Annotated in this window: 13 protein-coding genes; 1 reads left to right on the top strand and 12 read right to left on the bottom strand. The window is 59.2% G+C overall.

The window, feature by feature from the left end; translation table 11 throughout:
* Window positions 1-39: 39 nt before the first annotated feature.
* The 7 genes from hscB to trmJ all read right to left on the bottom strand — a co-directional run bounded on the left by hscB (window position 40) and on the right by trmJ (window position 4,814).
* Window positions 40-561 (bottom strand): co-chaperone HscB, encoded by a 522-nt coding sequence (gene hscB, locus AC3IX4_RS05325; protein ID WP_489259568.1) that lies wholly within the window; start codon window positions 559-561, stop codon window positions 40-42.
* A gap of 8 nt (window positions 562-569) precedes the next feature.
* Entirely contained in the window at window positions 570-893 is a 324-nt protein-coding gene (iscA, locus tag AC3IX4_RS05320) for an iron-sulfur cluster assembly protein IscA (protein ID WP_489259567.1), read from the bottom strand.
* A 28-nt stretch (window positions 894-921) separates the two neighbouring features.
* A complete protein-coding gene (gene iscU / locus AC3IX4_RS05315; protein WP_002552476.1) occupies window positions 922-1,308 on the bottom strand; it encodes a Fe-S cluster assembly scaffold IscU in 387 nt (128 codons plus the stop codon).
* 46 nt (window positions 1,309-1,354) lie between these two features.
* On the bottom strand, window positions 1,355-2,569 hold the full coding sequence (locus tag AC3IX4_RS05310) for an IscS subfamily cysteine desulfurase (RefSeq protein ID WP_489259566.1): 1,215 nt from the start codon (window positions 2,567-2,569) through the stop codon (window positions 1,355-1,357).
* A gap of 45 nt (window positions 2,570-2,614) precedes the next feature.
* Window positions 2,615-3,106, bottom strand: coding sequence for a Fe-S cluster assembly transcriptional regulator IscR (gene iscR / locus AC3IX4_RS05305; protein ID WP_489259565.1), 492 nt, complete (start codon window positions 3,104-3,106; stop codon window positions 2,615-2,617).
* Window positions 3,107-3,258: 152 nt separating this feature from the next.
* Entirely contained in the window at window positions 3,259-4,041 is a 783-nt protein-coding gene (gene cysE, locus AC3IX4_RS05300) for a serine O-acetyltransferase (protein ID WP_489259564.1), read from the bottom strand.
* Window positions 4,042-4,043: 2 nt separating this feature from the next.
* Entirely contained in the window at window positions 4,044-4,814 is a 771-nt protein-coding gene (gene trmJ, locus AC3IX4_RS05295; protein ID WP_489259563.1) for a tRNA (cytosine(32)/uridine(32)-2'-O)-methyltransferase TrmJ, read from the bottom strand.
* Between the two features lie 144 nt (window positions 4,815-4,958).
* On the opposite strand from trmJ, the gene suhB reads away from it, so the two are divergent.
* Complete coding sequence (suhB, locus tag AC3IX4_RS05290) at window positions 4,959-5,774, top strand: type III secretion system regulator SuhB (protein ID WP_489259562.1); 816 nt, start codon at window positions 4,959-4,961, stop codon at window positions 5,772-5,774.
* Between the two features lie 60 nt (window positions 5,775-5,834).
* Here suhB and AC3IX4_RS05285 read toward each other — a convergent pair whose 3' ends face one another.
* The 5 genes from AC3IX4_RS05285 to tgt all read right to left on the bottom strand — a co-directional run bounded on the left by AC3IX4_RS05285 (window position 5,835) and on the right by tgt (window position 11,341).
* On the bottom strand, window positions 5,835-6,386 hold the full coding sequence (locus AC3IX4_RS05285; RefSeq protein ID WP_489259561.1) for a glycine zipper 2TM domain-containing protein: 552 nt from the start codon (window positions 6,384-6,386) through the stop codon (window positions 5,835-5,837).
* 601 nt (window positions 6,387-6,987) lie between these two features.
* A complete protein-coding gene (secF, locus tag AC3IX4_RS05280; protein ID WP_489259560.1) occupies window positions 6,988-7,899 on the bottom strand; it encodes a protein translocase subunit SecF in 912 nt (303 codons plus the stop codon).
* 9 nt (window positions 7,900-7,908) lie between these two features.
* A complete protein-coding gene (gene secD / locus AC3IX4_RS05275) occupies window positions 7,909-9,777 on the bottom strand; it encodes a protein translocase subunit SecD (RefSeq protein WP_489259559.1) in 1,869 nt (622 codons plus the stop codon).
* 64 nt (window positions 9,778-9,841) lie between these two features.
* Window positions 9,842-10,180 (bottom strand): preprotein translocase subunit YajC, encoded by a 339-nt coding sequence (gene yajC, locus AC3IX4_RS05270; RefSeq protein WP_489259558.1) that lies wholly within the window; start codon window positions 10,178-10,180, stop codon window positions 9,842-9,844.
* Between the two features lie 45 nt (window positions 10,181-10,225).
* Complete coding sequence (tgt, locus tag AC3IX4_RS05265; protein WP_489261214.1) at window positions 10,226-11,341, bottom strand: tRNA guanosine(34) transglycosylase Tgt; 1,116 nt, start codon at window positions 11,339-11,341, stop codon at window positions 10,226-10,228.
* Window positions 11,342-11,355 lie beyond the last annotated feature (14 nt).

Below are 11,355 nucleotides of genomic sequence, written 5' to 3'. Positions count from 1 at the left end.
TATCAGGGTATCCGGCGTGCCGCACGCGGCGGCACTGGGTTAATCGTCGAGGCGCTCTTCTAACTGGCGCACTTCGTAGGAGAGCTTGTCGAGGAACTGCATGCGCCGCATCAGGCGTTCAGCCTGTTCGCGTTGCGCTGCATCATCCCAGCAAGCGGCGAAGCTTTCGTTCAGATCTTCCTGCGCAGTCTTCAAGCGCCGCTTGAACGGAGCAATGCCGTCCAGGTCGCCGGCGTCCTGCAGATCTTCGAGCTCTTCGCGCATTTGCATCTGCTGCAAAAGAAACTCGGGATCATGGACGGTGACTTCCTGGGGCACTTCGTGCCCGCTGATCGACAGCAGATAGCGCGCACGCTTTGGCGGGCTCTTGAGCGTCTGGTAAGCCTCGTTCAGGCCCGCGGAACGCTCGAGCGCCACACGCTGCTCGCGCTCGGACGCATCAGCAAATCGATCAGGGTGGACCTCGCGCGCCAATTCACGGTAGCGCGTGGCCAACTGCTCCAGATCCAGGCGAAAGCCTGGCTGCAGATCAAACAAAGCAAAATGACAAGGAGTTCCCACAAGCTGCCTCAGACGTTGAAGCTTTCGCCGCAGCCACATTCACCGCGCATGTTGGGGTTGTTGAACTTGAAGCCTTCGTTCAACCCTTCCTTGACGAAATCCAGTTCCGTACCATCGAGGTACACCAGGCTTTTAGGGTCGATGATCACTTTGACACCGTGATTCTCGAACACCTCATCTTCAGCCTGCGCTTCGTCGACGAACTCCAGCACATAGGCCAGGCCTGAACAGCCGGTGGTGCGCACACCCAAGCGAATACCGAGACCCTTGCCACGCCCATCCAGGGAGCGCTGCACATGCTGGGCGGCGGCTTCTGTCATGCTGATAGCCATTGAGACTCCTTACTTGCAAGCAAGCGACTTAAAGCAAACCTTTCTTCTGCTTGTAATCGCGAACAGCCGCCTTGATGGCGTCTTCAGCGAGAACCGAGCAGTGAATTTTCACCGGTGGCAGGGCCAATTCTTCGGCCAGCTGGGTGTTCTTGATGGTTTCTGCTTCGTCCAGCGTCTTGCCCTTCATCCATTCGGTGGCCAGGGAGCTGGAGGCGATAGCCGAACCGCAGCCATAGGTCTTGAACTTGGCGTCTTCGATAACGCCCTGTTCGTTGACCTTGATCTGCAGGCGCATCACGTCGCCGCAAGCAGGGGCGCCGACCATGCCGGTGCCGACATCCGGGTCTTCGGCATTCATTTTGCCGACGTTACGCGGATTTTCGTAGTGGTCGATGACCTTTTCACTGTATGCCATGGTGCAATTCCTTCCTCATCAGAGAGCCGCTCTTATCGGCAGCTACTTAGTGCGCAGCCCACTCGATCTTGGAGATGTCGACGCCGTCTTTGAACATATCCCAAAGCGGCGACAATTCGCGCAGCTTGGTCACTGCCTCACAGACTTTCTGTGCGGCGTAGTCAATTTCTTCTTCGGTGCTGAAGCGGCCGAAGGTAAAACGAATCGAGCTGTGCGCCAGTTCGTCGTTGCGACCCAGGGCACGCAGGACATAGGACGGTTCCAGCGAAGCGGAGGTGCAGGCCGAGCCCGAGGAAACAGCCAGGTCCTTGAGGGCCATGATCAGCGATTCGCCTTCAACGTAGTTGAAGCTCAGGTTCAGGTTGTGCGGAACGCGGGCGGTCATGCTGCCGTTGACGTACAGCTCTTCCAGGCCTTGGACCTGCTTGAAGAAGCGATCGCTCAGGGCCTTGATGCGTACGCTTTCGCTGGCCATTTCTTCTTTGGCGATGGCGAAGGCTTCACCCATGCCGACGATCTGGTGGGTTGCCAGGGTGCCCGAACGCATGCCGCGCTCATGACCACCACCGTGCATGGCCGCTTCCAGGCGCACGCGAGGCTTGCGGCTGACATAGAGTGCGCCGATGCCTTTAGGACCGTAGGTTTTATGGGCAGAGAACGACATCAGGTCGACTTTCAGTTTCTGCAGGTCGATCTCGACCTTGCCAGTGGACTGAGCGGCATCGACATGGAGCAGCACGCCGCGTGAGCGGGTCAGCTCGCCGATGGCAGCGATGTCGTTGATGGTGCCGATTTCGTTGTTCACGTGCATGACCGACACCAGGATGGTGTCGTCACGCAGTGCCGCTTCGATCATGGCAGGAGTGATTACGCCATCTGCGCCAGGCTCGAGGTAGGTGACTTCAAAGCCTTCACGCTCCAGTTGGCGCGTGGTGTCCAGGACCGCCTTGTGCTCGATCTTGGAGGTGATCAGGTGCTTGCCCTTGGTCTGGTAGAAGTGCGCAACACCCTTGATCGCCAGGTTGTCGGACTCGGTGGCACCGGAGGTCCAGACGATTTCGCGCGGGTCGGCATTGACCAGGTCAGCGACCTGACGACGAGCATTCTCGACCGACTCTTCGGCTTTCCAGCCGAACACGTGAGAGCGCGACGCCGGGTTACCGAAGTTCCCGTCAACCAGCAGGCATTCGCTCATCTTTTGCGCGACACGTGGGTCAACCGGGGTGGTCGCGGAGTAATCGAGGTAAATCGGCAACTTCATGAAAATCTCCTAATCAGGCTGGCGCGTCGTTGCGCTCTGTGGCGGTCATTCGACGGCGGACGTTTCAATCTTTTCAAGATGCGGCGTCCTGCCCGAACTGTGGCGCAGGTCTTGGCGCTGGGCGACTTCTTGCACCTCGCGGCGGGTTACAAGGTCAGCCAGGCTGATACCGCTCAGAAATTCGTGGATCTGCTGACTGAGGTCACACCACAAGTGGTGGGTCAGGCAAGTATCGCCCTGATGGCAATCACCCAGCCCCTGGCAGCGAGTGGCGTCAACCGACTCATTGACGGCGTCGATCACCTGGGCAACCTGGATGCCTTCCATATTGCGCGACAGCTGGTAACCACCGCCTGGGCCGCGAACACTGGAAACCAGATTGCCGCGACGCAGTTTGGCGAAGAGCTGCTCGAGGTAGGACAGGGAAATACCTTGGCGCTCGGAAATGTCGGCCAGAGACACCGGCCCATGCTGCGCATGCAACGCCAGATCAAGCATGGCGGTCACGGCGTATCGGCCTTTTGTAGTCAGTCGCATGGCTAGTACCACGGAGTTTCGGAATGGTTGCGAGTATGCTATTCCCGAGTATTTAAGTCAACTTTAAGACCTAGCGATTTACTCGGGAATACACGCAAAAAGAGCGGCCGCATGATAGCAAAGCCGGGACCCAAGCACACGCCCCGATTTTGTCAACTGGCCCGACGGCCGTCGCATGCTTCGCCCTTGACCTCGGCGAAGTCTTCGTCGCGCAGGGCCGGAAGCTCCTTGGCGCAGTAGTCGCTGCCCATTTTAGTGAGCGCGCCGCACATGTCCTCCAGGCGACCATCAACGGCATGCAAATGGTCGAGCAACTGACCGATAGCCCGAGCGACCGGGTCCGGCATGTCGCCACTAACCCCATAGGCATCGAAACCGATCTTTTCGGCCATGGCCTTGCGCTTGGCTTCCTGTGCGTCATCGGCTTTCATGATGATGCGACCTGGGATCCCTACCGCAGTGGCGCCAGCCGGAACCGGCTTGGTGACCACCGCATTGGAACCGATCTTGGCCCCGGCACCCACCGTGAACGGCCCCAGCACCTTGGCACCGGCACCCACCACAACGCCGTCCTCCAGCGTTGGATGGCGCTTGCCCTTGTTCCAGCTGGTGCCACCCAGGGTCACACCTTGGTAAAGGGTGACGTCATCACCGATTTCGGCGGTTTCACCAATGACAATGCCCATACCGTGGTCGATAAAGAAACGCCGCCCAACCTTGGCACCAGGGTGGATCTCGATACCGGTCAACCATCGACCGAAGTTGGAAACCACCCGCGCCGGCCACTTCCAGCCCATCTGCCACAAGGCGTGCGCCCCGCGGTGCAACCAGATCGCATGCATACCGGGGTAGCAGGTCAGTACTTCCAGCGTATTGCGGGCAGCCGGATCCCGATGGAAAACACTCTGGATATCTTCACGAATACGCTCGAACATCTCTATTCCTTGCGCTTATGCGGCTCGCCCCGGGCCATTTTCTGGGTCTCGGTGAGGATACCGCGCAAAATATTCATTTCCGAACGATTGACCGAACTACGCGCAAACAGACGACGCATGCGTGACATCAGGTGCCTGGGGTTCTCTGGGTCGAGGAAGCGGATATCGACCAAGGTCTTTTCCAGATGCTCGTAGAACAGCTCCAGCTCGTCCATCGTCGCCAGCTCTTCACTGCGAGCCGACGCCACCTCAACCTTCTCGACCTTGGTTGGCTGCCCTTGCGCCGCCAGCCAGGCCATGCGCACTTCGTACGCCAGCACCTGCACGGCAGCCCCAAGGTTCAGCGAACTGAAGTCGGGATTGGACGGGATATGCACGTGAAAATGACATCGCTGCAGCTCGTCGTTGGTCAGCCCGGAGTGCTCGCGGCCGAACACCAATGCGACTTCGACGCCCTCTCCCACTTGCTCGACGACCTTGGTACCGCACTCGCGCGGGTCGAGTAGCGGCCAGGGGATACGCCGGTCACGGGCACTGGTACCGAGTACGACGCTACAACCCACCAGCGCCTCTTCAAGTGTGGCGACCACTTGGGCACCGGCCAGCACATCGTCGGCACCGGAGGCGCGCGCGCTGGCTTCATGGTGGGGAAAGGACAGCGGGTCGACCAGCACCAGCCGCGACAATCCCATGTTTTTCATGGCACGCGCAGCTCCGCCGATGTTACCGGGGTGGCTGGTATTGACCAGGACAACACGAATATTTTGCAGCACTACCGGCGCTCTCAGACAGGAGTTTGGGGAGGAAATCTTACAGAACCGACAGGCTTTACGCTACGAAAGCGAATGTCCCTCTTCTTGTCGCAAAGTTTTCTGCTAGAATGTTCGGCTTTCTTTAACGACCTAGGTGAAACGTCCATGCAGCCCATGCTGAATATCGCGCTGCGCGCCGCCCGCAGCGCCAGTGAATTGATTTTCCGCTCCATCGAGCGCCTGGATAGCATCAAGGTTGATGAAAAAGACGCGAAGGATTACGTCTCTGAAGTCGATCGTGCAGCCGAAGAGTGCATCATCAAGGCGCTGCGCAAGGCTTATCCGACCCACGGTATCTTCGGCGAAGAAACCGGCCTGCACGCAGGCAGCGGCGAAGGCGAAGACTACCTGTGGATCATCGACCCGCTCGATGGCACCACCAACTTCCTGCGTGGCGTTCCACACTTTGCAGTCAGCATCGCCTGCAAATACCGTGGCCGCCTTGAGCACGCCGTGGTGCTGGATCCCGTTCGCCAGGAAGAGTTCACCGCCAGCCGTGGCCGTGGCGCCGCACTGAACGGCCGCCGCCTGCGCGTCAGCCCACGCAAGAGCCTGGAAGGCGCCCTACTGGGTACTGGCTTCCCGTTCCGCGATAACCAAATGGACAACCTGGACAACTACCTGGGCATGTTCCGCGCCCTGGTTGGCCAGACTGCCGGTATCCGCCGTGCTGGCGCCGCCAGCCTGGACCTGGCCTACGTGGCCGCTGGTCGTTACGACGCCTTCTGGGAATCGGGCCTGTCTGAGTGGGACATGGCTGCTGGCGCGCTACTGATTCAAGAAGCAGGCGGCTTGATCAGCGACTTCACCGGTGGCCACGAATTCCTTGAAAAAGGCCATATCGTTGCTGGCAACACCAAATGCTTCAAGGCAGTCCTGACGGCTATCCAGCCGCACCTGCCGGCCTCGCTCAAGCGCTAATCGCGAACGCCGCCCATAAAAAAGCACCCCTAGGGGTGCTTTTTTTATGCTTGCTGCCTGTTACTGCTGCTCAGGCTCGCCCTGACTCAAAATCAGCTTACCTTGCTTGTCGACCGGAATCTGCGAACCCGGATCACGATCCATGCGCACCTGGCCGACCTTGCCATCGAGCTCATACTTCACGTTGTAACCAACAACCTTGTCGCTGATATCGTGGACGGTGTTACAGCGCGTCTGGGTGGTGGTGTAGGTATCCTTGGCCTGCATGTTTTCCTGGACCTTGTTACCGGCATAACCGCCACCGACGGCGCCTGCCACGGTAGCGATCTTCTTACCGGTACCGCCACCCACCTGATTGCCTAGCAGACCCCCTGCCACAGCCCCCAGCACACTACCCACGATCTGATGCTGGTCTTTGACCGGCGCCTGCTGGGTCACAGTGACGTCCTTGCAGACTTCCCGTGGAGTCTTGATGGTTTGCTTGATCGGCTCCACCGCCATCACATCAGCGTATTCCGGGCCACTTTTCATCAAGCTGTAGGTTGCCACAGCGCCTCCGGCAGTCACACCGACAGCACCCAGTACCGCACCCACTAGCATCGACTTGTTCACGTGAACCTCCTGACCATACCGGCGGAACAATGTCCGCGCTTCTCCCAGCCTTGGAGCACAAAAAAAGGCGCGAGTTCAATACTCGCGCCTTTGGGACTGCCGACAATTTGCTGTAGGAGCCAGGCTTGCCTGCGATAGTCATAGGTATCTACACAATTCTGGGGCAGCGCGGCTCTTGTAGCCGCTGCCGAGGTACGAGGCTGCGATCGGCGGCGAAGCCGTCGTAAATTCAGGCCCTTCGGTGTGCCTGATGGATTACGGTCTCAGGTTTTACGGCCGCTTCGCTGCCGATCGCAGCCTCGTACCTCGTCAGCGGCTACATTCGTAGCAGTAGACGAGTTCAGCGAGGCCAGGTCCGGGGACGTAGTCCTCGCAAAGCCTGTACTCGCGGTGTATCTGAATACTGAAGTGCCAGGTTTTACGACTGCTGCGCAGCCGGACGTGGCCTCGTTCTACTCGTCCACTGCTACGAAATGCAGTACACCAAAAGATGTGTAGATACCTATGCTGCGATAGTGTCACCGCGGTGTATCAGGCATTAAGCGGCGCCCCTATCGCGAGCAAGCTCTGCTCCTACCCAAGCATTCAGAGCTATTTCTGCTCAAGGACGGTCGTCCACGCCTTCGCTCTTGACCGGTGGAATCAGGTCTTCGCTGCTCAGGTTCAGCCAGATCAGCACCACGTTGGCGATGTAGATCGACGAGTAAGTACCCGCCAGTACGCCGATGAACAGCGCAATGGAGAAGCCGAACAGGTTGTCACCACCAAAGACCAGCAGCGCAGCGATGGCCAGCAAGGTCGAGATCGAGGTCGCCATGGTCCGCAGCAAGGTCTGGGTGGTCGAGATGTTGATGTTCTCGATCAGCGGAGCCTTGCGCAGCACCCGGAAGTTCTCTCGCACCCGGTCAAAGACAACGATGGTGTCGTTGAGCGAGTAACCGATGATCGCCAGAATCGCGGCGAGCACCGTCAGGTCAAAGGTAATCTGGAAGAACGACAGAATCCCCATGGTGACCACGACGTCGTGAATCAGCGAGACGATCGCGCCGACGGCAAACTTCCACTGAAAGCGGAACGCCAGATAGATCATGATCCCGCCCAGCGCCAGGAGCATGCCCAAGCCACCCTGGTCGCGCAGCTCTTCACCGACCTGAGGGCCGACGAATTCGACGCGCTTGACCACTGCCGGGTTGTCCGCACCGAACTTGCGCAGGGCCTCGGCCACTTCGTTACCCAGTTGCGGGTCATCGCCCCCCATACGCACGACCACGTCGGTCGTGGCGCCAAAGCTCTGCACCACGGCGTCCTTGTAGCCCGCCTCGGCCAGTTGCTCACGCACCTTGGCAAGGTCCGCAGGACGCTCGTAGGTCAGCTCGATGAGCGCACCGCCGGTGAAGTCCAGACCGAGGTTCAGCCCTTTTTGAAACCAGCTGAACAACGCCAGTACCGTAAGGAGCATGGTGACGGCGAACGCAATGTTGCGAACGCCCATGAAGTTAATGGTACGTAACATGGCAGCCCCTTAAATCCACAACTTCTTGAAGTCACGACCGCCGAAGATCAGGTTGACCATCGCGCGGGTCACCATGATGGCCGTGAACATCGAGGTAAAGATCCCGAGGGACATGGTGACGGCAAAACCTTTGACGGGGCCTGTGCCCATCGCAAAGAGAATGCCGCCCACGAGCAAGGTGGTCAGGTTGGCGTCGAGAATCGCCGTGTAGGCCCGATCGAAACCTTCATGAATAGCCCGCTGCACGGACATGCCGTTGGCGATTTCCTCGCGAATCCGCGAGAAGATCAGCACGTTGGCGTCCACCGCCATCCCCATGGTCAAGACGATACCGGCGATACCCGGCAAAGTCAGGGTTGCCCCCAGCAGCGACATCAGTGCCAGCAGCAACACCATGTTCACCGTCAGCGCGACCGTGGCGATAATGCCGAAGAAGCGGTAGATGGCGATGATAAACAGCGAGACAAAGAGCATGCCCCACAGGGATGCGTCGACACCCTTGGTGATGTTGTCCGCACCCAGGCTCGGGCCGATGGTGCGCTCTTCAGCGAAGTACATCGGTGCAGCCAGGCCACCGGCACGCAGCAGCAGCGCAAGTTCAGACGACTCACCCTGGCCATTCAGGCCAGTGATACGGAACTGGCTACCCAGCGGCGACTGGATGGTTGCCAGGCTGATAATGCGTTTTTCTTCGCTGAAGGTCTGGATGGCAACGTCTTTCTCGACGCCGTCGACCAGCTTCTTCTCGTAGCGAGTCACCGGCTTCTGCTCGATGAAGATCACCGCCATGCTGCGACCGACGTTGCTGCGCGTGGCGCGGCTCATCAGGTCACCGCCATGACCATCCAGGCGGATGTTCACTTGCGGGCTGCCGTGCTCGTCGAAACTGGCCTGGGCGTCGGTTACCTGGTCACCGGTGATGATCAGGCCACGCTCGACGGCTGCGGGCGCGCGATTGCCTTCACGGAACTCGAAGGTCTCGGTGGTCGCCTTCGAAGCACCTGGCTCAGCACCGAGGCGGAACTCAAGGTTAGCCGTCTTGCCGAGGATACGCTTGGCTTCGGCGGTGTCTTGTACACCCGGCAGCTCGACCACGATGCGGTTGGCACCCTGGCGCTGCACCAGCGGCTCGGCAACGCCAAGCTCGTTGACCCGGTTACGGACGGTGGTCAAGTTTTGCTTGATCGAGTACTCCCGGATTTCGGCGATCTTGGCCGGCGTCAGCGCCAGCTTCAGCACCAACAGCTCATTACGCTCGCTGGGGATGATCTCGAAATCGTTGAAATTCTTGCGGATCAGGGCACGGGCCTGTTCGCGGGTTGCATCGTCGCTGAAGCCCAGCTGGATGCCACCGTCTTGTTGCGGCAGGCTGCGATAACGCACGCGCTCTTTGCGCAGCAAGCTTTTGACTTCGCCCTCGTACACCTTCAGGCGGGCATCCATGGCTTTGTCCATGTCCACTTCCAGCAGGAAGTGCACACCACCGGACAAGTCCAGACCCAGCTTCATCGGGTGAGCCGCGAGGTTGCGCAGCCAGGTCGGCGTGGTCGGCGCCAGGTTGAGGGCTACGACATAATCGTCACCCAGGGTCTTGCGCACCACATCCTTGGCCGGCAATTGATCGTCTTTGTTGACCAGACGCACCAAGCCGCCCTTGCCTTTCTCGGCCACGGTGGCCGCCTTGACCTGAATACCCGCATCGGCCAGCGCCTTGCTGACACGATCCAGATCAGCCTGGGTCACTTGCAGGGCAGTGCTTGCGCCACCGACCTGAATGGCCGGATCGTCAGGATAGAGGTTGGGAGCGGAATAAATTAAACCGACCGCCAGCACCGCCAGGATCAGTACGTATTTCCACAGAGGATATTTGTTCAGCATCACGCCGCCCGTTCAAGACGCGGGGCGCGTTGCGCGCCCCGTCGATGGGTAAAGTTCGTGGATCTCAGATCGCTTTGAGCGTGCCTTTCGGCAGAGTGGCGGCAATGGCGCCCTTCTGGAACTTGAGCTCGACAGTGTCGGACACTTCGATCACTACAAAGTCATCGGCAACCTTGGTGATTTTGCCGGCGATACCGCCAGAGGTCACCACTTCGTCGCCTTTTTGCAGGTTGCTCAGCAGGTTTTTCTGCTCTTTGGCACGTTTGGCCTGTGGACGCCAGATCATCAGGTAGAAGATGACCAGAAAACCTACCAGGAAGATCCACTCAAAACCTGTACCAGCCGGGCCGGCAGCAGCAGGGGCAGCGGCATCCGCGTAAGCGGCAGGAATCAGAAAGCTCATTTAGCACTCCAGTTGCAAAAGGGACTCAAAAAAGTTCGAAACAGCTTAGTCCAAAGGCGGCACAGGCAGCCCGCGCTTGGCATAGAAGGCATCGACAAAGGCGGCCAATGTACCTTGTTGAATTGCCTCGCGCAAACCAGCCATCAGGCGCTGGTAATGTCGCAAGTTATGCACGGTATTCAACATGCTACCCAGCATTTCGCCGCACTTATCCAAGTGATGCAGATAAGCACGGGAGAAATTCTGGCAGGTGTAGCAGTCGCAGGTCGGATCCAGCGGCGAATCATCATGGCGATGGAACGCATTGCGTATCTTTAGCACACCCGTGTCGATAAACAGATGACCGTTACGCGCGTTGCGTGTCGGCATCACGCAGTCGAACATGTCGACTCCGCGGCGCACACCCTCAACGAGATCCTCAGGTTTGCCCACCCCCATAAGGTAACGAGGTTTGTCAGCAGGCATCAGGCCCGGCAGGTAGTCGAGTACCTTGATCATTTCGTGCTTGGGCTCGCCCACCGACAGACCGCCAATGGCCAGGCCATCGAAGCCGATCTTGTCCAGGCCTTCAAGCGAACGCATGCGCAGGTCCTGGTGCATGCCACCCTGGACGATGCCAAACAGCGCGGCGGTGTTTTCGCCATGGGCATTCTTGGAGCGCTGGGCCCAGCGCAGGGACAGCTCCATGGAAACACGGGCAACGTCTTCGTCAGCCGGGTACGGGGTGCATTCGTCGAAAATCATCACCACGTCCGAGCCCAGGTCGCGCTGGACCTGCATCGACTCTTCCGGGCCCATGAACACCTTGGACCCATCGACCGGCGACGCGAAGGTCACGCCCTCTTCCTTGATCTTGCGCATGGCGCCCAGGCTGAACACCTGGAAACCACCGGAGTCGGTCAGGATCGGGCCTTTCCACTGCATGAAATCGTGCAGGTCGCCGTGAGCCTTGATCACTTCCATGCCCGGGCGCAGCCACAGGTGGAAGGTATTGCCCAGGATCATCTGCGCACCGATGGCCTCGATGTCGCGCGGCAACATGCCCTTGACCGTGCCATAGGTGCCCACAGGCATGAACGCCGGGGTTTCGACAACGCCGCGCGGGAAGGTCAAGCGGCCACGACGCGCCTTGCCATCGGTGGCCAGCAACTCAAAGGACATACGACAGGTGCGAC

The organism is Pseudomonas sp. KH_021, assembly GCF_057838865.1.
This window is presented reverse-complemented; position numbering and strand designations above follow the sequence as displayed.

Bases quoted from the DNA above. Each gene is read 5' to 3' on its own strand.
- iscA (WP_489259567.1), bottom strand. From the start codon at position 893: ATGGCTATCAGCATGACAGAAGCCGCCGCCCAGCATGTGCAGCGCTCC.
- iscU (WP_002552476.1), bottom strand. From the start codon at position 1,308: ATGGCATACAGTGAAAAGGTCATCGACCACTACGAAAATCCGCGTAAC.
- AC3IX4_RS05310 (WP_489259566.1), bottom strand. From the start codon at position 2,569: ATGAAGTTGCCGATTTACCTCGATTACTCCGCGACCACCCCGGTTGAC.
- iscR (WP_489259565.1), bottom strand. From the start codon at position 3,106: ATGCGACTGACTACAAAAGGCCGATACGCCGTGACCGCCATGCTTGAT.
- cysE (WP_489259564.1), bottom strand. From the start codon at position 4,041: ATGTTCGAGCGTATTCGTGAAGATATCCAGAGTGTTTTCCATCGGGAT.
- suhB (WP_489259562.1), top strand. From the start codon at position 4,959: ATGCAGCCCATGCTGAATATCGCGCTGCGCGCCGCCCGCAGCGCCAGT.
- secF (WP_489259560.1), bottom strand. From the start codon at position 7,899: ATGTTACGTACCATTAACTTCATGGGCGTTCGCAACATTGCGTTCGCC.
- secD (WP_489259559.1), bottom strand. From the start codon at position 9,777: ATGCTGAACAAATATCCTCTGTGGAAATACGTACTGATCCTGGCGGTG.
- yajC (WP_489259558.1), bottom strand. From the start codon at position 10,180: ATGAGCTTTCTGATTCCTGCCGCTTACGCGGATGCCGCTGCCCCTGCT.
- tgt (WP_489261214.1), bottom strand. From the start codon at position 11,341: ATGTCCTTTGAGTTGCTGGCCACCGATGGCAAGGCGCGTCGTGGCCGC.